Here is a 21,912-nt window from a genome sequence, read left to right as displayed (position 1 = left end):
CTATCCCAATATGTCCTTCAATACCGGCCCAATCTTCTCAAACGCCTGCGGCGAAATGATATCCACGTGGGCGCAATCCTGGCTGTAAACCTCAAGCCCACCCACCCACGGTGCCCAGGCGACCTGTGGATCCATCGTTTGCGTGCGCCCGGCAACAAACAGCGTCGCTTTGCCGTCAAACCGTGAACTGTGTGCCGTGGTGAGCAAGCGTACCGCATCGGCGTAGTTGCCTTCGATGGCGTTAAACAACTCGCCGGAACCCTGCCCCTGCTGCGCGGCGATAAACACCTGGCGCTCACGTTCGATTTCCGCCAGCACTGCCGGGTCAAGACCATTGGCCTCTTTCTCCGCCCAGTTTTGCGTTTCCGGTGGCCAGGTATCCAGCAGGCCGAGGAATGCGACCGTTTCACCTTGCTCACGCAGACGCGCGGCAACCCCCTGCGCCAGCGTGCCGCCAAGAGAATAACCCAACAAATAATATGGCCCGCGCGGCTGCTCCCTGCGCAGTGTCGCCAGATGATGCCCAATCACGCCATCCAGATCGGCGCACTGCTGCATTGGCCCTTCTGGTCGCGGAGACTGGATGCCGGTGATTGACCAGCGCGGGCTGAGATAGCGCGCCAGCACGCTAAACTGCCAGGCAAAACCGGACGCAGGATGGAAGCAAAACAGCGTCGGGCCATGGCTTTCACGCAGCGGCAGAATGGTTTCATAACCCAGACGCTGCGCCTGCTCGTCGCTTATCGGCGAGTCCAGCAATGTGCTGAGTTTGCTGACCGTTGATGCCACCATAATCTGCCCCGGTGTCACCTTGCGGGTGAATGCGCGGCTGAGCTGAGCGGCCAGACGCATCGCCAGCAGCGAGTGGCCGCCGAGGGCAAAGAAATCGGCTTCGATATCGTTCACCTCACAGCCCAGTAGCCCGGCAAACGCCTGAGCCACCGCCATTTCGGTTTCCGTCTGTGGCGCACGACCGGAGGTTTTGCTGGTCAGCTCTGGCAGCGGCAATGCTTTTCGGTCGAGCTTACCGTTCGCACTTAAAGGCAACGCACTGATTTGCAGCAGCACGACCGGCACCATGTGCGGCGGCAGTTGCGCTTTGAGCGACTCAAGCAGCGCGGCCCTGTCCAGCGGTAATCCCGATTCAGACACCACATACCCCACCAGCTGACGCGCATCCCCGCCCGTTGCCGCAGCCTGATTAAACACGCAGGCATGCGCCACGGCCTGCGCCACGTCCGATAATGAAAGCATCGCCCGGTCAATTTCACCCAGCTCAATACGCTGGCCGCGAATTTTCAGCTGATCGTCACTGCGCCCTAAATACTCCACCGCGCCGTTATCCAGCCAGCGGGCCACATCACCGGTGCGATACATGCGCTCACCTGGCGCAAAAGGATCGGCAATAAAACGGCTGGCGGTTAAATCCGGACGTCCGAGATAGCCCTGCGCAAGCTGGACCCCGGTGAGATACAGATCGCCTGCCACCCCAAACGGCACCGGGCGCATCATCGCATCCAGAATGCGCAGCCCCGTGTTCCACACCGGGAAGCCAATCGGCACGCTGTTGCCCTCTGTCGCCGCCAGTTCCGGGCCAAACGCCGGATACCAGCTCACGTCCACCGCCGCTTCCGTTGGGCCATAGAGGTTATGCAGCGGCGCGCGGGTCAGTTGCTCCCACTCGCGGCACAGTTCGGCGGGCAGCGCTTCCCCACTGCAGAATACCTGTTTCAGCGTTTTGCAGCAGTCGGCATTTTCCGGCGTCAGCGAGGCGATAAACGCTGCCAGCATCGACGGCACAAAGTGGGTAGTGGTGACACCGTATTGCGCGAAGAAGCTCTGCATCGCCTGCGGATCGCGGTGAGCATCCGGCCCGGCCATCACCAGTTTCGCCCCGGCGATAAACGGCCACCAGAACTCCCACACCGACACGTCAAAACTGCACGGCGTTTTCTGCGCCACCACGTCGTGCGTATCCAGCGGGTAGTGATCCTGCATCCACTTCAGGCGGTTAACGATGGCGGTATGTCCTACCATCACCCCTTTCGGGCGACCGGTCGAGCCAGACGTGAAGATGATATAGGCCGTCTGCTCTGGTTTTGCCAGGTTCAGCGGCTTACCGTCCGTCGCAGGCAAGAGTGTGTTGTAACTCAATATCTCTACGGGCTGATCGTGAAAGCGCGAGCGTTGTTCATCAGTAGTGATGAGCAGCGACGGTTTTGCATCTTCCAGCATCATGCGCAGACGATCGTCCGGGTAGCCGGTGTCCAGCGGCAGCCACGCGGCCCCCGCCTCCACAATACCGTGCAGGGCCAGCGTCAGAAATACCGAGCGCGGCAGTGCTACCGCCACGCTGTCACCCGGCTTCACGCCGCGTTCACGCAGCAAGGTTGCCAGCGCCACCACCTGCTCGCGCATCTGGCGATAGTTCAGCTCAATGTGCGCATCGGCCAGCGCCGGGGCATCCGGCGTTTTATGCGCCTGTTCCGCCACCAGCCCGGCCAGCGTGGTGACAGGCAATGCTTTGCCCGTATCGTTGATACGCGCAAGCTGCTGGTATTCATCTCCGGATACCGTTTCAACCTCGCCACAACGCAGATCCGGGTTGGCGGCAAACTGTGCCAGCATCGCATTCAGACGCGCCGCGTGACGGGTCAGCGTGGTGGTATCGTAACGCTGCTGACTGGCGAGGATCTCAATGCTCAGGCCGCCCTGTTCGTCCGGGAACAGCGCCAGTTCAAGATCGTTTACCGGACCGGTCGCCAGCGTATGGGTGGTGGCCTCCACGCCGTCAATATCCAGCTGATAATCGAACACTTTAACGTTCAGCACCGGGCCAAACAGCGCTTCATCTCCGGCCGCGCGCCCGCTGTCGCGGACGATCTGTTCGGCATCGTAGCGCTGATGACGGCGCATTTTTTTGAGCTGGTTTGCCAGGCGCAGCGCCAGCTCCGGCAGACTTTCCTGCGGGGAGATGTTGACCGCCAGCGGCAGTACGTTAAGCACCGGACCGGTAGCCGTCAGCGCGGCTGACCCCATGCGACGCATAAAGATAAACCCGGCGGCGTAGTCCAGCCGTCCGGTCAGACGACCCAGCCACAGCGCCACCAGCGCGAGAGCCAGATCGGTGCGCTGCACCTGCCCGGCGGCCTGGGTAAGCTGGCTAAAGGCGCGACTGTCGGCGGCAATTTTCAGGCGCAGAATATCAGTCGTTGCCGCACGCCCCGGCAGCGGTGCGGATGAGAGCGATACCGGAGCAGGCAGCTGCTTACGCTGCTCTGCCCAGAAGGCACCGTCACGCGGATACGCCTCGCTGTTGCGGTAGCGCTGGTACTCTTCCACCACCTCAGCAAACGGGGTAAACGGAGAAGATGGCAGGGTTTCGCCATTTTCCCATGCGGCGTAGATGGCGGCTATCTGACGGGTAATGGCCGGGAAACTGAAGCCATCGACCACTAAGTGGTGATAACGCTGATACCAGTACCAGTGGCGTTCACCCACCTGAATCAACTGGTGAAACGCCAGCGGCTGACCGCTGTCCACGCGCAGGTTTTGCCGGAGATCGGCTTCCATCAGCGCCACAGCGGCAACGTGGGAGCCCGCCTTCACAACAGATGGCTCCGGCAGCGTCATAGATTCATCGACCCACTGCCACACTTCACCGTTATCTTCCATGAAGCGCATGCGCAGCGTATCAGCCTGCATCATGCCCGCCGCAATGGCTTTTGCCAGCAACGGTGCGTCTATGTCACCTTTCAGCTCAGTGTAGTGCGCTACACTCCAGGCGTTTGGCAACATGGAAAGTTGCTCCGCCATCCAGATCCCCGGCTGGGCGGCAACAAGAGGAAGATGTTGGCTCATGCGTTCTCCCCCGCAAAATGAGACGGTTCAAGCGTTTGCCAGTGTTCTGTCAGCCACTGCTGGCACGCGTCCGGGGATTGCGGTTCACAGACCACACGCCAGCCCGCAGGTAACGCGCACTGCTGCGGCCACAGGCTGTACTGCGCCTGGTCGTTACACAAAATGGCAAACTGTCCTTGCGGATCATCGAAAGGATTACTGAATTCCATACAGACTCCGTTATTGAGTAAGCGGCTGCCAGAGCGTCATCAGCCCCTGCGTCAGCCCACCGCGCCAGCAAAGTGCATCGTGTCCGCCGTCAACCTGACGCCAGATAACCGGTTGCTTAGTGTGTTGTAGTTCGGCGTAAATCGCCTGATTTGCGCGGAAGATAAGCGGCTCATTGCGCCCAGCCTCAAGGACAATGCGCAGCCCGTGTGCAGTTTTTTCACCCGCTTTAAGTTGTTCAATCAGCACCCCCTCCTGCGGCGCGCCACGCTGCGGCCACCAGTACGAACCAGACTGGCTGAGCACACAGCCAAAGCGCTGCGGCCAGTTGAGGCCAGCATAGAGCGCAGAGAGTCCGCCAAAGCTTTGGCCCGCAGCCACCGTCCGGTCAGATCGGTCACTGAATGGCGTGGTCGTTTTCACAAGTGGGAGAAGCTCTTCCTGCACCGCCAGCCAGAAATCGGGGTTACAGGTCAGCTCGCGGCTGCGGTGCGCAATATCGATCGCGTCGATTAAGACATAAACCGCAGGCGGCAGTTTGCCTTCGTCAGTGAGCGCCGTCAGCGCGGGCCACACGGGCATACTTTCGGCCCAGAACTGCCCGTCGAGCAGCACCGCCAGTGGGCGATCCGGGTTTGCATCGCCGGTGGTAAAAATCCAGACGCAGCGACGATTACCCAGCCGATCGCTGTTCCATTCAATACAAGCCGGTGGGCTGTACGGCGCATCAGGACGGTTCCAGCCAGGCTGTACCGGTGCCTCAGGCATTTCCAGCGCCGACACCGCATGGCCGCGCCCGCCGCGCCAGCTTTGGGGATTCAGCGGGTCGGAAACCGCGTGTGACAGCAGCCTGCCCCAGCCTTCGCGTAGCGCCATGCGGTCGGGCTGCTCACCGTGAAAGACCGCATCGGCAAAATCATGTTCATTCCCGGAAGGGATAAAACAGTAGCTGCCGCGCCACCGCGGGCTGAACTCACCCTGCCACTGCCAGACGTCAGTATCGGGAATGCGTTCAAGGGATTGCGGACAGGCATTTTGATGGTGATCGGTCACGCCAGTGATATAGAGCCAGACGCGCTTCACCGCCGATGATTTTTGCGTGCCGGCCGGGTCGCGCCACCAGAACGTCACGCGATAACTCTCCTGCTCTCGCACCCATTCGGGGCCGTTTTTCGACTGCCACCAGGCTTCACTTCCCGTTGTTAACGCCGTCACCCTTATAACCTCATGTTTAGAGAGTCTTTTTTGTTACAAGACAAAATATATTGATAATATTATTGATAACTATTTGCATTTGCAATAGCGTAGTGCCCGCGCTGTGGGAAGCGCGTTCATAAAATAACCATGCCAGCGTTGTGTGCGCCCGGGGACAGGGCGGCTTACACAAAATGCGGGTGACAACATGCCGCCTCCTCTCCCCTTCGGGAATGGAGCCAGGAGGAAGCGGCGCGAAAAGCAGGACGTACAATGAATAAGAAGATTCACTCTCTGGCCTTGCTGGTCAACTTAGGGATTTACGGCGTCGCGCTGCCCGCGCTGGCGGACGACAAAACCGCCACCACCACCGCGCAGCACGAAGATACGATGGTGATCACCGCCGCAGAGCAAAACCTGCAGGCACCGGGTGTGTCGACCATCACGGCCGATGAAATCCGTAAAAATCCCCCCGCCCGCGACGTGGCCGAAATCATCCGCACCATGCCGGGCGTTAACCTGACCGGTAACTCCACCAGCGGCCAGCGCGGCAACAACCGTCAGATTGATATCCGCGGTATGGGCCCGGAAAACACCCTGATCCTGATTGATGGCAAACCCGTCACCAGCCGTAACTCCATTCGTCTGGGCTGGCGCGGTGAGCGCGATACCCGCGGTGATACTGGCTGGGTACCGCCGGAGATGGTCGAACGCATCGAAGTGATCCGTGGCCCGGCCGCGGCACGCTACGGCAACGGTGCGGCTGGGGGGGTGGTAAACATCATCACCAAAAAATTCGACGACCAGTGGCACGGTTCCTGGAACACCTACCTGAATGCGCCAGAGCACAAGGACGAAGGTTCCACCAAACGTACCAACTTCAGCCTGAGCGGCCCGCTGGGCGGCGATTTCAGCTTCCGCATGTACGGTAACCTGGACAAAACGCAGGCCGATGCCTGGGACATCAACCAGGGCCACCAGTCCGACCGCACCGGTATCTATGCCAACACGCTGCCAGCCGGTCGTGAAGGGGTGGAAAACAAAGACATCAACGGCGTGGTGCGCTGGGACTTTGCGCCAATGCAGTCCCTGGAGTTTGAAGCGGGCTACAGCCGCCAGAACAACCTCTACGCGGGTGACACCCAGAACACCAACAACGACAACGCGCTGGTGAAGAAAAACTACGGCAAAGAGACTAACCGAATCTATCGCCAGAATTTTGCAGTGACCTGGAACGGTGGCTGGGATAACGGCATCACCACCAGCAACTGGGCACAGTACGAGCACACCCGCAACTCGCGTCTTGGCGAAGGCCTGGCGGGCGGCCTGGAAGGGTTGTTCAACAGCGATAAATTCACCGATACCGACCTGGCTGACGTGATGCTGCACAGCGAAATCAACCTGCCGATTGATTTCCTGGTCAACCAGAACCTGACGCTGGGTACTGAGTGGAACCAGCAGCGTATGAAAGACGCCACCTCCTTCACGCAAACCCTGCAGGGCGGGACCATCCCGGGCATGAGCAACGATCGCAGCCCATATACCTCGGCGGAGATCTTCTCCCTGTTTGCCGAAAACAACATGGAGCTGACCGACAGCACCATGCTGACCCCGGCGCTGCGCTTCGATCACCACACCATTGTGGGTAACAACTGGAGCCCGTCGCTGAACCTGTCACAAGGTCTGGGGAATGACCTCACCCTGAAGATGGGTATCGCCCGCGCCTACAAAGCACCGAGCCTGTATCAGACTAACCCGAACTACCTGCTGTACAGCAAAGGTCAGGGTTGCTACGCAAGCAGTGACGGCGTGGGTTGTTACATGATGGGTAACGATGATCTGAAAGCCGAAACCAGTATCAACAAAGAGATTGGTCTGGAGTGGAAACGCGACGGCTGGCTGGCGGGCGTGACCTGGTTCCGTAACGACTACCGCGACAAAATTGAAGCGGGCTATACGCCGATTGGCCACACCTCTTCCGGTAAAGTTCAGACCGATATCTATCAGTGGGAAAACGTGCCGAAGGCGGTGGTAGAAGGTCTGGAAGGTACGCTGAACGTGCCGGTCAGTGACACGGTTAACTGGACGAACAACATCACCTGGATGCTGCAAAGTAAGAACAAGGAGACCGGCGACCGTCTGTCGATCATCCCGGAGTACACGCTGAACTCCACCCTGAGCTGGCAGGTTCACCAGGATGTCTCGCTGCAGTCGACCTTCACCTGGTACGGCAAGCAGCAGCCGAAGAAATACAACTATAAAGGCCAGCCTGTGACCGGCTCCGAGAAAGACGAGGTCAGTCCGTACAGCATCGTTGGCCTGAGTGCGACCTGGGACATGACCAAAAACGTCAGCCTGACCGGCGGCCTGGATAACGTCTTCGACAAACGTCAGTGGCGTGCGGGTAATGCCCAGACCACGGGTAACGCCGCCACCGGTGCCTATATGTACGGTGCTGGTGCATACACGTATAATGAACCGGGTCGAACCTGGTATATGAGCGTGAATACGCGTTTTTAAGGTAACCATTCCCTCTCTCCTTTGGGGAGAGGGTCTGAGCGAGGGAAAATGCACACAACTTATTCCACTTTTCTTCTTGCCGGACAAACCGTCCACCACGTCGAATTTGATCCCACTACCTTCACCGACGCCGATCTCCTCTGGCTCCCTCACCACGCGCATTTGACCCACGCCGGACGTAAACGTAAAACCGATCATCTGGCCGGACGCATTGCCGCTGCACACGCGCTGCACGCCCTCAACGAGCACACACTCCCGGGCATCGGTTCCGGTGGTGAACCACTCTGGCCGGAGGGGATTTCAGGCAGCATTACCCACAGCGGTGTCCAGGCAATGGCGATTGCTGTCCGCGATCAACATCTGCTGACAGGGATTGATTGCGAAGCGATCCTGCCCGAGCGTGAAACGAAGGAGATTAAGGATGGGGTGATTAATGCCCTGGAAGAGACATGCCTGTTGCAGTCCGGTTACCCTTTCGGACTGGCGCTGACGCTCACGTTCAGTGCGAAAGAAAGTGTGTTTAAAGCGCTGTTCCCCCACGCGGGTGTGTATATGGGGTTCGATTGTGCGCAAGTGATTGCGCTGGATGACAAGAGCCTGACCCTGGCGCTGTCACGTACAGTGGGGGAGTTTAACGAGGGTAAGCATTTTACCCTCGCCTGGAAGAGAGTTAACGGGAGCGTTTTTACGCTGGCCAGCGAGAAAAGTACGAGGCTGTCCGGTTTATCACACGGAGTGTGAACAACTATCCCCGAAACGCCTCTAACCGTTTAACCTGCCGCCCTTCCCCGTCAAAATTCTCCGCTGCCAGCCAGGCACGCAGCACCGCGTCACGCTCCGGCCATTCACCATCAATAATAGAAAGCATATCGCTGTCGCGGTTGCGTCCTTTACGCACCAGCTTCTGACGTAGTCGCCCTTCCCAGACAAACCCCAGCCGCTCGGCCGCGTTCCGTGAGGCGACATTCATCGAATCGCACTTCCATTCCAGCCGCCGATACCCGTGCTCAAAGGCATTGTTCAGCAACAGCCACACCGCTTCAGTACCAAGCCTGGAGCCCTTCATTTTCCGCGACCAGGTCACGTGGCCGATTTCCACCGAGCCCAGCATCTGCTCAATGGTCAGATAACTCACCAGCCCCACAGCGCGCGCGGTGCGTAAGTCGATGACGGCATAAGGCACCAGCTCGTCGTCCATCACTTTATCGAGCACCCAGCGTGCCGTCTCCTCCACGCTCACAGGCTGCGTGCTGGAAAGCCACGTCCAGTCGCTGTCATCACCCAGTGCGTAGGCATCAAACAGATCGGCGGCATGGAGGCTGGCATCCAGCGGCTCCAGCCGACAGTACTGGCCCGTCAGCGGCGTACGGGTCAGAGTGCGCGCCCCTTTCCAGTCGGGCACGATATCGTTAACGGTTTGACCATGTTGATTGATTTCCGGCACGGCAGATACTCCCTGAAAGGTAAGGGTTTTGTTATAGCAGGTTAAAAAGCAGACGAAAAGAGTGACCGTGTCCGGCGGTGCGACGCTCAGGTTTTATAGTGCGGGAAAGGGAGAGGCGTAGGCCGGGTCAGGCGTAGCCACCACCCGGCTTTTCGTTTCTGCACAGGCAGATTTATTTCAGCAGTTTCACCGTGGCGTCGATGTCTATCTCATCTTCGGTGAAGATCAGCGTCGTGTTCTGGAACGTGGTGATCGCCAGCTTCTTCACCGTGCGCATTTCGCCCGGCTTCTTCTCCGATTTCGGCTTGATGTTGTTCATCAGAAGCCCCACCGACAGCACCGCGTTCTCTTTGTCGATCCCGGTATCCACTGGCTCTTCTTCGCTAAACACCACGAAGGATTTGATCGAGGTGAGCTTCACGCGCTCACCCGCGATATAGAGGTGTTTACTTTCCGGGATCACCTTCACCGCATAGGCAGAAAGGCCTTTGTTGTTAGTGGTGGGCTCGAAGGTCACCGCTGCATCTTTCTTGATCAGATCAGGATTCGCGACCTTAATCACGTGAAAATAGCGGTTGTCGCCGTTTTCATCTTTGATAAATCCAAAGCCTTTATCTTTAAACCACGTTGTGATTGTACCGTTCATCGTTGCTACCGCCTGTCTGTCGATCGTTAACTCAATTTTTGCAGCGCGCAGTGTAATGCACAATGTCTGCGCAGACAAAAAAAACCCCTGCACATGTGCAGGGGAAATTCATGTCAGAGCTTATTTTTTTATTTAGTTGAACACCATGCCGCCGTCAATCAGCAGTGACTGACCGGTCATGTAGTCGGAATCCGGGCTCGCCAGGTAAGAAACACAGGCTGCGACGTCTTCCGGTTCGGACAATCTGCCCAGCGTGATGCGTTTCGCGAACGTTTCTGTACCATAGCCGAGCGGTTTACCGGCAGCCTCGGAAACCTGTCTGTCGATTTCCGCCCACATCGGCGTTTTTACAATACCCGGGCAATAGGCATTCACGGTGATCCCCAGCGGAGCCAGATCGCGCGCGGCGGTCTGGGTCAGGCCACGTACGGCGAACTTGCTTGAACTGTATACCGCCAGCTCCGGGTTACCGGTGTGGCCCGCCTGCGAGCAGGCGTTGATGATTTTGCCGCCATGTCCTTCCTTACGGAATGCATCGATAGCCGCCTGAATCCCCCAGATCACCCCTTTGACGTTGATGTTGTAGACCTTGTCTACCATCTCTGGCGTGATCGACTCAATCGGCGTGGATGGGGCAACCCCCGCGTTATTGACGATAACGTCAAATCCGCCCAGTGCCTTACGCGTTTTTTCGACCGCGGCAAACACCTGCTCACGGTTTGAGACATCCACCTTCACGGCAATGGCCTTCCCGCCGCTGCTCGCAATTTCATCGGCCACCGTTTTTGCCGTCTGTTCGTTGTAATCCGCAATTGCCACGGCAAAACCATCTTTGACCAGGCGCAGCGCAATCGCTTTACCAATCCCCTGGCCTGAGCCAGTAACGAGGGCAACTTTTTGCATGTCTTTATCCTTATGTTGATTCACAAAATCTGGCTGAGATGGAGCTGGCCCATCAGCAGCGGGTTATCGCTATAGTCAACGGGGATCGCCACCACGGCAGGCCCATCGACATCCATTGCGGCACGCAACGTCGGCTCCAGCGCCGCCGCGCTCTCTACGGCAAAGCCTTTCGCGCCAAAGGCGTCAGCGTAGGCCCTGAAGTCGACCGGGCCGAACTCCACGCCGGAAAGGCGCTGGTATTTTTTCTCTTCCTGGATCGCCACCATGTTGTAGGCGTTATCCACCCAGATGATGTGCAGCACGTTGGCGTTGAGGCGGACAGCGGTTTCCAGCTCCATGCTCGACTGCAGGAATCCCCCGTCACCGGAAACGGAAACCACCTTGCGGCCAGGGTTGACCAGCCAGGCCCCAATTGCCCACGGCAGGGCAACGCCCATCGTCTGCTGACCGTTGGAGATCATCACCTGACGCGCCCGGAAGCTGTACAGGTAGCGGGCAATCCAGATGTGGAAGCTCCCCATGTCCACGGTGAGCGTGACGTCACTGTTGACGATGTCCTGCATGGCCCGCACGATGCGCAGCGGGTGCAGGGCAAACTGGCCGAGCGATGCGCCGCGTCTGTCGAGCAGATCCCGCTGATGCTGGCGATCGATAAGAATTTCGGTGGCCTGTGGGCTAAGTTCAAGCGACCGGCTCATACGCCCCGCCAGGGCATTGAGTGTTGCCGCGATATCACCAACCAGTTCGACATCAGGCACGTAGTTGCGCTCTTCGTAGGCGGGAAGCACGTCGATATGCACCAGCGTGGCATCACCCCGGTTCCACATGGCTGGCTCGTACTCAACGGGGCTGTAGCCGATGCAGATAATCAGGTCGGCCAGATGTAAAAGCCGGTCGCCCGCCTGATTATTAAAGAGGCCGACGCGCCCGGCGAAGCGGGTAAAGTGCTGCTGGTTCACCGCGCCGGCGGCCTGATAGGTGCTGGTCACCGGGATGCGGCTTTTCTCCAGCAACTGATGCAGCGCCGTGCTGTTGGCGGGCTGGCTCGCCATCAGCCCCAGTAAGATCACCGGGTTTTTGGCCTTTTCGATAAGCCGCGCGACGTCGTTAATGGCGGCGTCAGGTGCGGGGCCCATCAGCGCGGAGGTGCCCGCCGGTAAAATAGCGCCCGTGGCAGGCTGGTCGACAATATCTTGCGGCAGGCTGACGAAGGCACTGCCCGGCCTGCCCTGCTCGGCGGCGCGAAATGCGTTTGATACCACCTCGGCAATGGCATCCGAAGAGCTGACCTCAACGGCATATTTGGTTACCGGGCTGAACATACCGACGGTATCCATGCTCTGGTGTACCTGTTTCGCTTTGTCTGCCCGCTTCACTGCCCCGCCCAGCGCAACAACCGGATCGCCTTCGCTGTTGGCCGTGGCAATGCCGGTAATAAGGTTCGAGCAACCCGGCCCGGAGGTAACCAGCGCCACCCCGGCTTTACCGGTCAGCCGCCCTACCGCTGCCGCCATAAATGCTGCGTTCGCTTCGTGACGCACGGGGATCAGCTGAATGGGCGAATCCAGAAGAGAATCAAACACTTTATCGATTTTCGCGCCAGGAATACCAAACACCTGCTTCACGCCCTGAGCTTCCAGCTGGCCGACAATCAAATCGGCACCATGCGCCCACTGGCGTGAATGTTTGTCACTGTTCACGGTTATTCTCCTGTTAGTTTTCGACGGAACGGATCGCCGCATCAAGGTTGCTGGGGTGAAGGTTGGCCTGCAAAAATGCGCTGTCGGCGGGGAGATCGATCATCAGCTTATGAATTTCACCAAAGGTGAGCACGCCGCTCTCCAGCTGATAATCCAGCAGATGGCCTCCCCCCTGGCGGTCATCGGTAATGAAATGTTCGTGATAGCCCGCCACGTTAATCCCCTGCATATGCTGCGGCGTGCGGAACCCAACCAGCACGCCCTGGCGCTGGTTAAAACGGAATACCGGCTGGTCGTCGAGCACGTCGGTCATCGCGCGGTACGGCGGCGTCTGGCGCGGTACCGTGCGGGTGTGAGCGTGGCGGAAGTTGCCGTCGATCCGCAGAGCGCAAAACAGGTTATCGGAGGGGATCTGCTGGTCGATCGCGTCGTGGATCTGCTGGCGGCTGACCGGCGTATCGAACGTTTTGCGATACTGCGGCTGGAACCAGGTCATCACCGCGAACGGCGTTTTTTGCTCCGGCTTTGCGGCGCGGGCGCTGCCATCGGCGCGCAACTGGTAAACCTGGCTGCTGAAGGCGATCATTTCGCCGTCCAGCTCGTTGAAGGTACCCAGACCGAAATCGCCACGGGTTAACAGGCTGGCGATGGTGGTTTCCCCTTCATATACGCCGCTTAACAGGGCGCTCATTAGCGATGTCTGATAAATCACGCTGTCAGGATGCTGAGCCGAGAACCCTCGCAGGGTTTCACACAAACTCTCCTCACAGTCGCATGCAGATGAATGCGTCGTCATGCTCTTCCTCTTCAACTTTTTTAAGAAAGGTTAAATAAATGTTGACCCGATTCAGCTGAGAGTTCCAATATAGAAACCATGCTGTTTTGAGACGTTTTTGATATGGAACTTCGTTATCTGCGGTATTTCGTCGCGGTGGCACACGAGCGACACTTCACCAAAGCGGCTAAATCGCTGGGTATTTCTCAGCCGCCGCTCAGTCAGCAGATTAAACGCCTGGAGGAAGAGGTGGGGACGCCCCTGTTCCGGCGTCTGACGCGGGGTGTGGAGCTGACCGAGGCCGGAGAAGCATTCTACGAGGATGCCTGCAAAATTCTGGCGATGAGCGATGCCGCGCTGGAAAAAGCCCGTGGAATTGCCAGAGGCCTGATTGGCAGTCTGTCGATTGGTATCACCAGCTCAGATGCATTTCATCCGCATATCTTTGCGCTGATCCGTCAGTTTCAGCTGCAAAATCCGGCGGTCACGGTGCATCAGGTGGAAGCCAATATGGCGACCCTGATGACCCGGCTGGGCGAGGGAGAGCTGGATCTGGCGTTTGTCCGCTTGCCGTGCGAGAGCAGCAAGGCGTTCGAGCTGAAAATACTCGACAGGGAACCGATGGTTGTGGCTTTACACCGCACGCATCCGCTGGCAGGCCAGCCTTCTCTGACGCTGGCACAGCTTAATACTACGCCGGTAATTTTGTTCCCCCAGGACGTTGCGCCGGGGCTTTATGACCGCGTTTACGGATGCTGCGAGCGCGCGGGGATTGATATGCAACACACGCTACAGTCTTCCCAGCTTTCATCTTCCCTCAGCATGGTAGCCGCAGGTGGCGGGTTTGCGCTGGTGCCGCAGTCGATGGCGGCCATTTCTCCACCAGATGTTACTTATCATGCGTTAACGACCCCGGAACTCTATACCGATATCGCGCTTTGCTGGCGGCGTTTTGAACGTTCCCGCACGGTGAAACGTTTTTTGGCGATGCAGGCATGATGACAGGGGTTTTGTCGTCCAGATAAGGCATCGCCGCCACCCGGTAAGGTCTTTCTGGAAGCAGCCTCGCAAACCTGAAATTTACCTTATGTACATCAGGGTTATTGCTTTTCTTCCCCTCCTCACAGTCGTAAAGTGCCTGCGTTGCGGCACATCCGCAATCGGGCGTAGGAACCCGAAGTACACAAAGTGACAATTGTTGTCGCGGCAGCGCTCCTCTCGTTAGAATACGGTAGCGCTGGCGGAGCAGCTGAGAAGCTGGCCGTTTTCTTTATGCACGGCATTCCTACCTCCGTCAGCACTACCCCCTTCGAGCGTAGGAACTCCCTGGGCGGTTAATTAATTTTGCATAAAGAGGATGTCTTATGGCTACTATCCCTGGCTTTTCTTACTCACTTTCTGAAGAAAGCGTTATTCACCATCTTATCAACCTGCAGCTTTCAGATACTGCGGATCTCTTCGAACTGGCCGACGCCTGTGCCGCCTATGTGAGCGTGTTGGTTGAAACGGACGACGCGGTAACATTTTCCACGCTCTGCACGCGTTTACTGGCGACACTTAAGCAACTGCGTGGACGTTGCGATACAGAGCTCCCGCCTTATCTGGTTGAACAGCTGATTGCGGGGGAAAAGATGGCTTCTTGCGTCCCGGACTGCTGGCAGGAAACAACGTTGCAGGTGGACTATGCGGTGGCATTAACACAGGCCGTGATGGGCGGAACATTGCCCACCAGCGTGGCGAAGGAACTGACCGGGTTGCTGCATGATATGGTCTGGCTGCTGGCGGAGTTTGTAAAAGAGCCCTATATCGCAGCGCACTAAAGCGGGTGAAAGAAGCCGAAATGCTGCTGAGGTGTGGATGTGGAGAGCGCAATTGTTCTCACTGCTGATGTAGGCATTACTAAAATTACAGTGCGTTAATCAACAAAGAGTCGTTCACATTTGCCTGTAAGCTGACAGAGGGGATGGGGATTGAAAAAGTCAGCAAGAAGGTTAAAAAAGGCCCACCAGCTAAGGCGGCGAGCCTTTTTTGTTATTAACGTATCACACTAACATTTTCAAGTTTCACCGGACTTTCAGGTTTATTCCCCAATTGCTGAGCGACCGGGACGAAGATGTTGAGATCTTGCAGCCAGGCTAATTTATCACGGCTATCCTGCTGCCCTTCATGAGTTCCATGACACTCAACTAATAGATATTTCCCACTAAACGCAGGTGCAATGCTCTGTGCATCCCCTTCTCCCGTTACATTACAGCGTAACGCTGAAGCAGTGACTTTCTTATCAGCATCAATATTATCCCATTCCGCCTGATATCGTTGGCCAGTCACTAACGGGAAATGCATATCCGTCTGCAATTTGTTGAGTAATACGGTACCACTACTGATGGACATGGTGAATTTCAGCTGCAGCTGATTAGCCAAAGTTAAACGTTGCACCGTCCAGATACCATAATCTTCCAGTTTGCGTACATAACCATCCGGTTGTGCATCCAACTGTACTTTGATCTTACCGAGCGTGCTTACTTCGGTATAACGAACCTGTTTAAAGTGCGGAAGCGCCCAGGGTTTGATCAATGACTGCGCCTGGTGCTCAATTGCAGCAGAAAGGGGATATTTATTAAGCCATTGTGGATTATTATTGTTCAGATCGGGCATTGAGGGCCCCATCAACGTTGATGCTGGCTTGTTAGCAGCAGGAATAAAATGTCCTTCGGCCGTGAACGTTTTTCCTGCTGGTAACTGGCAGAGCTGCTCAAAGCGTTGTGCTTTTTCCGTGTTAATTTTGAAGTCACTCTTGCGGCGAACAATATCTGCAGTAATGAGTGAGTCCGTAACGCGTCCCTCACTGTCGAAGTTCATTAAGGCGACAGCATCTCCCTGATGCGTTTTACAGTTATATAAGTAGTGCTCAATCTTTAATTCCATCGGTGCGTCATAAGGCGGTTCCCAGGTGGTATCTGCAAAATCATATCCCATACGTACCGATAAAATGTCGCCAACGCGCTGGATGCTGTTAACATCGACAAGGTCGGTAATACCGACTGTATCCGTGGCTGATAATCTTTCCCATCGAGCGTCTTTTATTGGTAGCTGGCAAACCATACGGATATCCTCTGCCGTCATCTGCTTATCATCCTGTGCAGGCGCATAACGGAGGTAGCTGTTGCCGTAAAAGCGGGCTTTGGTATATCCCTCTTCACTTAGTAAATCCTCGTACAGAAGCTGTGCCTTGCTCTGTTTACAATCAACGGAACGCCATTGCTGAGCCATTTTCCCGTTATTGAATTTTAACGACACCATGTAATTCACACGATCGTGGATTCTGGTTATAGACAAGGGGTTAGTGTCACCACCTATCAATGCAGGCTTATCAGCAGCTTGCACGAAAGAAAACGGTAAGATAGACAGAAAAAAAGAGGGTACATTAAAGGGCGTACGCAGCACATACATGTTCCTTCATATATTGATTAAGAAATAAAGTTATCGGCATCAGGGACTAAATTATTAGCCAGCCATGATTGCAACGTTATAGATAAACGTAATATGAGATTGGCTACTGCCGCTTCTGGTACCGTGGAGGTACGGGTAATGGACACGCCACTGACGCTCACCCACGCGATTAATATCGCCGGGCTGATTCAGGCGACATCGCACTGGCTACTGGCCACTACAGGTATGAATAAACCTGAAGAAGGAATGATTAATCTTGTTAAAACCAGCAATGGCTGGAAAGCCAATTAAGGATACTATTATGGAAAACAAAACTATCCAGTGTCCTTTTTGTCTGAAAGAGAGCCAACGCGGTGTGCATGTCTGCACCGGCTGCATGGCGACTGTTTTATATGGGGCTTATCCGCAGTGGTATGCTTTCGTGGTTATATTGCTTACCTTTGGCCTGTCTATTCTTATCGGAATGTCTACAGGCATCGCGGGGGCGACTATCAGCCTACCAATAATTGCGGCTGTTGGGTTTGTAGTTGGTAAAGCTATTTTTTCTGATAATGTTGTGTTTAGGCGAAGAATGTAATAGCAATCTTGCATAAGGGCTGCATTACGTACAGCCCTCCTTATGTGATTGTTTGATAGATATTATTTTATATCTCAGCCAAGTAAATTAATTATATTTGCAATTCTGGATATGTTCAATCTCTGTAGGTTGTGATGTTTTATACCTTTCTGAGCTTCTAAAATATTATCTATTGATACGTAGACATCTTGCCAAAAAGAATGCTCATCGCTGAAATATTGATGGAGAGGCCTTCCATTTAGTGAAGTATTTGAAAAATACCGCTCGCCTAAATAGCTGCGCGGAATAGTAGATCACTGAAAGGGAACTCAGCCCGGATTGTGCGATCTGATCAATCGCCAAACCAACCAAAATCACCAACCGGACTGAGCGATGCCGATCATAGTACCAATACCCCGTGGCGAACGACGCCTGATGCAGAAAGCTATTCATAAAACGCGTGATAAAAATCATGCCCGCAGACTCACGGCCATGCTAATGCTTCATCGGGGTGAACGGGTCAGCGATGTTGCCAGAACTCTCTGTTGTGCCCGTTCATCCGTTGGTCGCTGGATTAACTGGTTTACGCACTCAGGTATTGAAGGCCTGAAATCCTTACCCGCAGGGCGCTCCCGACGCTGGCCTTTTGAACATATCTGCACCCTGTTACGTGAGCTGATAAAGCATTCTCCCGGCGATTTTGGTTATCAACGTTCACGCTGGAGCACCGAATTACTGGCAATAAAAATCAATGAGATAACCGGTTGCCAGTTACATGCAGGAACCGTTCGCCGCTGGTTGCCATCTGCGGGGCTTGTATGGCGCAGGGCCGCGCCAACTCTGCGTATCCGTGACCCACATAAAGATGAAAAGATGGCGGTAATCCACAAAGCGCTGGATGAATGCAGCGCAGAGCATCCGGTATTTTATGAAGATGAAGTGGATATCCACCTTAATCCTAAAATCGGTGCGGACTGGCAGTTGCGCGGACAGCAGAAACGGGTAGTGACGCCGGGGCAGAACGAAAAATACTATCTGGCCGGCGCACTGCACAGTGGCACGGGTAAAGTCAGCTACGTGGGCGGCAACAGCAAAAGTTCAGCGCTGTTTATCGCTCTGCTAAAGCACCTGAAAGCCACTTACCGGCGGGCGAAAACAATCACGCTGATCGTTGATAACTACATTATCCATAAAAGCCGCGAAACACAGCGCTGGTTGAAAGCAAATCCCAAGTTCAGGGTAATTTACCAGCCGGTTTACTCGCCGTGGGTGAATCATGTGGAACGGCTATGGCAGGCACTTCATGACACGATAACCCGTAATCATCAGTGCCGCTCAATGTGGCAGTTACTGAAAAAGGTCCGCCATTTTATGGAAACCGCCAGCCCATTCCCCGGAGGAAAACATGGTCAGGCAAAAGTGTAGCGGTATTAGGCGCAGCTATTTAGAATCATGTCAATATGATTGATGGTGGAATTTGATGCGTCCAATATCGATTTGGTGAATTCATTAGGACTGATGCTATTAAATATTGTTTTGTATTGATATTTTTCAATAAAGAAATCATTTACAGCTTTAATATTCCCATTTTTTATTGCTAGTAAAAAATCCTCATGTTCATTGTTTTTTAAAACAATTTCTGCCTTTTTTCTTTCAGTGCTGATTTTCTCGTCGATAATTTTTCGTTGTTTTATAAAGTCTTCGTCAATATCATTATAGTAAGCATACCCCGTTTCATTAAAATGTGAGAGTGGATATGTGCGGGGTTGATTCCAAATGGAGCTTTTATCATGTTTTTTAATATATTCAGAAACTAGTTCTTTTATTTCATCAATGGATATTTCAACTAATTTATTCTTTGAGAAATAAATAATCAATGCTAAATTATGTAGGTATATTGTTGGGTGTTCTTCTTTTAATTCTTTAAAGTCATTTAATAATGAACTGGTTAAAGAAGCGAACTCATTTTCATCATCCATTTTTGTGAAAAACCACAGCTTTAACCACCGTGGGTTTTGCTTTTCAGGTATTTCTATAAAATAAACAAGTTTTGATGTCTCCTCATTGAGATTGATAAGGCTTCCTTTGAAGAGAATGTCAGCCCATAACTCTCCAGAATACAATGGAGTCTCATGAAGAGAGTATTTTAAAGCAATCTTGCTTTCTATACCTGTTACAAAATTTTTCCTATTTAGTGGTTCCCCTGCTCTTAATGCCTTTTCATTAATCTCACCATTTTTAATCTCAATTGTTAATGCAAAAAAGTTGCGTATCAATACAGAAGTGAATTTATCATCATTAATATATTTATTGTCAATTATGGAAGCTAGGTAATCAAAGTCCAGTATTGCTTGTTTTATGTTTCTGAGATTTTGGAAGCTCGATAATGAATAGACATGTTTAATTATGTGTTTGAAGTTAATGAGTTTTTCGTACTTAGATTCTTTTAAGAAAATTGACAGTACATCATCAAAATCATGTTTGACTTCAAATGTTTTGCCGATTACTTTTTCTTTGAATTCCTCATAAACTCTTTCAATTTTTTTATGTTCATCATTTTCTTCATTTTTACTTAAAAGTTTACTCTCATTAGCTATTATGATTACTTTTGCCTTGGATATTTCTACTAAATAATTAATATATCCTAACACTTCTTTTAATGGTATATCAGTTCTTTCCAAATCATCTAAAACAATAATAATTTCATTATTTTCCTCAGAGGTTGAAAATAGTTCATTAAAATTTATTTTATCCAAGCTTACACCTACAGTGCTTTCATTCTTATTATCTCCATTGAGATCTAGTTTGAGTCCAAGTTTTAATGCTCCTTTAAGAACATTGCCTGCGAGTTTTGTATATTTATGGGAAAGAAAAGGATGTAATTCTTGAAATATTTTCTCATCAATATGTGATGTTTTGCTTAGTCCGAAGAGACTTATCTTGATAATCTTTCCTTTTGATTTTTCATTATATTCGGTGATATAGGTTTCAATGAAGTGTGTTTTACCAGACCCCCAACCACCGGTTAGGAGAAAAGAATATTCAGGGTTGCGTATACTAAGATAATAATTTAAATTCTCAATAATATGTTTATTTGTGCTCATTCTTGTATGATGTCCATAATCGATTGGCATGAGAAGTATTATAGGTATCACCTGCAATTTATCACTTTGACTAATTAATGCAAAGAGTTTTTTGACTGACTTAATTCTTCTTATGAGGAACCGGTGCAGTCAATCGTGGAAAGTGTTTTAATTTTACATGCTCAGATAATATCGATGGGTTAAAATTAATATCATTATCAAGATAAATTTGTTTGAGCTTAGGACGACTTGGAAAACGCCTGATCTCCTCTTTGGTTGGACTATAAGTGCCACTGTTAAATCGGGCACGTCTTTCATACTCAGCACGTGGGACATAGATACCCTGAACTTCATCAAAGACATAGTTTTCAGCAATACGCTTATCGTGTTCAGCATCGACTGAAGTAGGAGCTGGCTTCTTCTTGGCCCAGACGAATTTCTCTCTTATATAATCTACTACCAACAGCGTGAAACGTCTGAAAACACCGCTCTGGCGAGGTTCAACTTTCGTCCTCTTAACGTTAACAGGAGCGCGTGTAAGTGCTCTTGCCGTTGAAGAGGATGGGGTTTTCAGTGTAGTGTGTGTATGAGGCGCAGGGGCAACCAGAACAGGTTTTATCGAGTCTGAAGATGAAGCTCTCCCGGTATTATCCGGGATAACAATTTCTTCAGGTTCAGCCAGTGCATGAACCCTAAAGCTGGCAACATCAACCACAATGTCTAATGGTAAATCCTTAAAGGCAAAGTAGGCTTCAACAGCTTCTTTTTTCAACTCATCACGTATGGCTTGCTCTGCAGCACGTTGTTCTTGAGCTGCAACAGTTCCCCAGCGGTCACGAGAAATATGAAGTATTGGATCGCGGTTCGTTTCAATAGCTTTAGCCAGCCAGATAGCTTTCTCTTCATTGGTAGTGGCAACAGTAGCCTGTTCAAGGGCTTCTTCATACTGAACCCTGATAGAACGGTGATCAACGCGTTCATCATGACCATACAGCTCAAGGAACCCATTACAGATGTTCTGCCAGCCTTTACGCCAGCTATCAAGGGTTTCAGGTCTATCCCACTCACGGACCTTTTTACCAAAGCCGGTAGAAAGAATTTCACGGGTTGTTCCCATGATATGGATATGCGGGTTATGACCATTAATATCGTGGATAACAACATCGGCAATGATGCCTTGCTTGGTAAAGTGCTCAAGAACAAAAGCTGCAGTGAGTTCAATGTTCTGTTCTGGTGTTAGCTCGGCAGGGAGGGCAATTTTAAACTCTTTGGCAAGACGGGCATCTTTTCTCTTCTCTGAGGCTTCGACAGCATTCCAGAGTGTTTCACTGTCAACAATCAGGTCAGGAGGGGTATGTTCAGGTGCAAAAATCTGCGCAAAGGCAAGGTCCTTTTTATGTGCTGTTTTGCGACCACAAACTTCACCCGTCCTGTTATCGAAGAAAACTTTACGATGACGATATGCAGCAGAGTTAACCGAAGACTGACCTTCGCCTCTGCTGATGTTCTCCATTTTAAAACTGTATATCGCCATCCAAATATTCCTCAATGCTTAATGCTGCTTTTCGTTTTA

Annotated in this window: 17 protein-coding genes and 2 pseudogenes; 8 read left to right on the top strand and 11 right to left on the bottom strand. The window is 53.0% G+C overall.

Annotated elements, in window-relative coordinates; all coding sequences use genetic code 11:
- From entF to fes, 3 genes are read right to left on the bottom strand one after another with little or no spacing between them, the layout of a single operon-like run.
- Entirely contained in the window at nucleotides 1–3,861 is a 3,861-nt protein-coding gene (entF, locus tag HV318_RS19565) for an enterobactin non-ribosomal peptide synthetase EntF (protein WP_182274058.1), read from the bottom strand.
- Nucleotides 3,858–4,070, bottom strand: a complete 213-nt coding sequence (locus tag HV318_RS19560) for an MbtH family protein (RefSeq protein ID WP_182274057.1) — start codon at nucleotides 4,068–4,070, stop codon at nucleotides 3,858–3,860. Before HV318_RS19560 ends, entF begins: the two co-directional genes overlap by 4 nt.
- Before the next feature lie 10 nt (nucleotides 4,071–4,080).
- Entirely contained in the window at nucleotides 4,081–5,283 is a 1,203-nt protein-coding gene (fes, locus tag HV318_RS19555; protein ID WP_182274056.1) for an enterochelin esterase, read from the bottom strand.
- 252 nt (nucleotides 5,284–5,535) lie between these two features.
- Between fes and HV318_RS19550 the strand changes: the two genes are divergently transcribed.
- Both HV318_RS19550 and entD read left to right on the top strand, forming a co-directional pair.
- Nucleotides 5,536–7,782 carry a TonB-dependent siderophore receptor gene (locus HV318_RS19550; protein WP_182274055.1) on the top strand — a complete coding sequence of 749 codons (2,247 nt, stop codon included), beginning with the start codon at nucleotides 5,536–5,538 and terminating at the stop codon, nucleotides 7,780–7,782.
- A 48-nt stretch (nucleotides 7,783–7,830) separates the two neighbouring features.
- Nucleotides 7,831–8,523, top strand: a complete 693-nt coding sequence (gene entD / locus HV318_RS19545; RefSeq protein WP_182274054.1) for an enterobactin synthase subunit EntD — start codon at nucleotides 7,831–7,833, stop codon at nucleotides 8,521–8,523.
- Between the two features lie 4 nt (nucleotides 8,524–8,527).
- Here the strand turns inward: entD and HV318_RS19540 are convergent, their stop codons facing one another.
- The 5 genes from HV318_RS19540 to budA form a co-directional block, all read right to left on the bottom strand.
- On the bottom strand, nucleotides 8,528–9,226 hold the full coding sequence (locus HV318_RS19540; protein ID WP_182274053.1) for a GNAT family N-acetyltransferase: 699 nt from the start codon (nucleotides 9,224–9,226) through the stop codon (nucleotides 8,528–8,530).
- A gap of 172 nt (nucleotides 9,227–9,398) precedes the next feature.
- The gene (locus HV318_RS19535; RefSeq protein WP_182274636.1) at nucleotides 9,399–9,872 is read right to left on the bottom strand and encodes a cold-shock protein; all 474 of its coding nucleotides are present in this window, start codon (nucleotides 9,870–9,872) and stop codon (nucleotides 9,399–9,401) included.
- A 132-nt stretch (nucleotides 9,873–10,004) separates the two neighbouring features.
- Nucleotides 10,005–10,775 carry a (S)-acetoin forming diacetyl reductase gene (locus HV318_RS19530; protein WP_182274052.1) on the bottom strand — a complete coding sequence of 257 codons (771 nt, stop codon included), beginning with the start codon at nucleotides 10,773–10,775 and terminating at the stop codon, nucleotides 10,005–10,007.
- Nucleotides 10,776–10,795: 20 nt separating this feature from the next.
- Complete coding sequence (gene alsS, locus HV318_RS19525; RefSeq protein WP_395122263.1) at nucleotides 10,796–12,517, bottom strand: acetolactate synthase AlsS; 1,722 nt, start codon at nucleotides 12,515–12,517, stop codon at nucleotides 10,796–10,798.
- Complete coding sequence (gene budA / locus HV318_RS19520) at nucleotides 12,489–13,271, bottom strand: acetolactate decarboxylase (protein ID WP_182274050.1); 783 nt, start codon at nucleotides 13,269–13,271, stop codon at nucleotides 12,489–12,491. Before budA ends, alsS begins: the two co-directional genes overlap by 29 nt.
- Before the next feature lie 102 nt (nucleotides 13,272–13,373).
- Between budA and HV318_RS19515 the strand changes: the two genes are divergently transcribed.
- Together HV318_RS19515 and HV318_RS19510 are read left to right on the top strand one after the other, a co-directional pair.
- The gene (locus HV318_RS19515) at nucleotides 13,374–14,249 is read left to right on the top strand and encodes a LysR substrate-binding domain-containing protein (protein WP_182274049.1); all 876 of its coding nucleotides are present in this window, start codon (nucleotides 13,374–13,376) and stop codon (nucleotides 14,247–14,249) included.
- A 365-nt stretch (nucleotides 14,250–14,614) separates the two neighbouring features.
- A complete protein-coding gene (locus HV318_RS19510) occupies nucleotides 14,615–15,070 on the top strand; it encodes a hypothetical protein (protein ID WP_182274048.1) in 456 nt (151 codons plus the stop codon).
- A gap of 214 nt (nucleotides 15,071–15,284) precedes the next feature.
- On the opposite strand, the gene HV318_RS19505 is transcribed toward HV318_RS19510, so the two are convergent.
- Nucleotides 15,285–16,700 (bottom strand): hypothetical protein, encoded by a 1,416-nt coding sequence (locus HV318_RS19505; protein WP_182274047.1) that lies wholly within the window; start codon nucleotides 16,698–16,700, stop codon nucleotides 15,285–15,287.
- A gap of 111 nt (nucleotides 16,701–16,811) precedes the next feature.
- On the opposite strand from HV318_RS19505, the pseudogene HV318_RS19500 reads away from it, so the two are divergent.
- The 4 genes and pseudogenes from HV318_RS19500 to HV318_RS19485 all read left to right on the top strand — a co-directional run.
- Nucleotides 16,812–16,943 (top strand): annotated as a pseudogene (locus HV318_RS19500) (YbdK family carboxylate-amine ligase); the annotation flags it as partial.
- Nucleotides 16,923–16,991: pseudogene (locus HV318_RS24555) on the top strand (SEN1982 family lipoprotein); the annotation flags it as partial. The pseudogenes HV318_RS19500 and HV318_RS24555, both read left to right, overlap by 21 nt.
- A 10-nt stretch (nucleotides 16,992–17,001) precedes the next feature.
- Complete coding sequence (locus HV318_RS19490; RefSeq protein WP_182274046.1) at nucleotides 17,002–17,277, top strand: hypothetical protein; 276 nt, start codon at nucleotides 17,002–17,004, stop codon at nucleotides 17,275–17,277.
- A gap of 372 nt (nucleotides 17,278–17,649) precedes the next feature.
- Complete coding sequence (locus HV318_RS19485; protein WP_001395480.1) at nucleotides 17,650–18,681, top strand: IS630-like element ISEc33 family transposase; 1,032 nt, start codon at nucleotides 17,650–17,652, stop codon at nucleotides 18,679–18,681.
- A 5-nt stretch (nucleotides 18,682–18,686) separates the two neighbouring features.
- Here the strand turns inward: HV318_RS19485 and HV318_RS19480 are convergent, their stop codons facing one another.
- Both HV318_RS19480 and mobQ read right to left on the bottom strand, forming a co-directional pair.
- The gene (locus HV318_RS19480) at nucleotides 18,687–20,360 is read right to left on the bottom strand and encodes a P-loop NTPase fold protein (protein WP_182274045.1); all 1,674 of its coding nucleotides are present in this window, start codon (nucleotides 20,358–20,360) and stop codon (nucleotides 18,687–18,689) included.
- A 100-nt stretch (nucleotides 20,361–20,460) separates the two neighbouring features.
- The gene (gene mobQ, locus HV318_RS19475; RefSeq protein WP_182274044.1) at nucleotides 20,461–21,873 is read right to left on the bottom strand and encodes a MobQ family relaxase; all 1,413 of its coding nucleotides are present in this window, start codon (nucleotides 21,871–21,873) and stop codon (nucleotides 20,461–20,463) included.
- Between the last annotated feature and the right edge of the window lie 39 nt (nucleotides 21,874–21,912).

The organism is Enterobacter sp. RHBSTW-00901 (assembly GCF_014103115.1).
GTDB lineage: Bacteria > Pseudomonadota > Gammaproteobacteria > Enterobacterales > Enterobacteriaceae > Enterobacter > Enterobacter cloacae_P.
The sequence above is the reverse complement of the archived record's forward strand: the minus strand, read 5'-3'. Positions and strand labels throughout refer to the sequence as shown.

Coding starts and splice junctions, on each gene's coding strand:
- entF (WP_182274058.1), bottom strand. CDS start 3,861: ATGAGCCAACATCTTCCTCTTGTTGCCGCCCAGCCGGGGATCTGGATG.
- HV318_RS19560 (WP_182274057.1), bottom strand. CDS start 4,070: ATGGAATTCAGTAATCCTTTCGATGATCCGCAAGGACAGTTTGCCATT.
- HV318_RS19550 (WP_182274055.1), top strand. CDS start 5,536: ATGAATAAGAAGATTCACTCTCTGGCCTTGCTGGTCAACTTAGGGATT.
- entD (WP_182274054.1), top strand. CDS start 7,831: ATGCACACAACTTATTCCACTTTTCTTCTTGCCGGACAAACCGTCCAC.
- HV318_RS19535 (WP_182274636.1), bottom strand. CDS start 9,872: ATGAACGGTACAATCACAACGTGGTTTAAAGATAAAGGCTTTGGATTT.
- HV318_RS19530 (WP_182274052.1), bottom strand. CDS start 10,775: ATGCAAAAAGTTGCCCTCGTTACTGGCTCAGGCCAGGGGATTGGTAAA.
- alsS (WP_395122263.1), bottom strand. CDS start 12,517: ATGCGGCGATCCGTTCCGTCGAAAACTAACAGGAGAATAACCGTGAAC.
- budA (WP_182274050.1), bottom strand. CDS start 13,271: ATGACGACGCATTCATCTGCATGCGACTGTGAGGAGAGTTTGTGTGAA.
- HV318_RS19515 (WP_182274049.1), top strand. CDS start 13,374: ATGGAACTTCGTTATCTGCGGTATTTCGTCGCGGTGGCACACGAGCGA.
- HV318_RS19510 (WP_182274048.1), top strand. CDS start 14,615: ATGGCTACTATCCCTGGCTTTTCTTACTCACTTTCTGAAGAAAGCGTT.
- HV318_RS19505 (WP_182274047.1), bottom strand. CDS start 16,700: ATGTATGTGCTGCGTACGCCCTTTAATGTACCCTCTTTTTTTCTGTCT.
- HV318_RS19490 (WP_182274046.1), top strand. CDS start 17,002: ATGGAAAACAAAACTATCCAGTGTCCTTTTTGTCTGAAAGAGAGCCAA.
- HV318_RS19485 (WP_001395480.1), top strand. CDS start 17,650: ATGCCGATCATAGTACCAATACCCCGTGGCGAACGACGCCTGATGCAG.
- HV318_RS19480 (WP_182274045.1), bottom strand. CDS start 20,360: ATGAGCACAAATAAACATATTATTGAGAATTTAAATTATTATCTTAGT.
- mobQ (WP_182274044.1), bottom strand. CDS start 21,873: ATGGCGATATACAGTTTTAAAATGGAGAACATCAGCAGAGGCGAAGGT.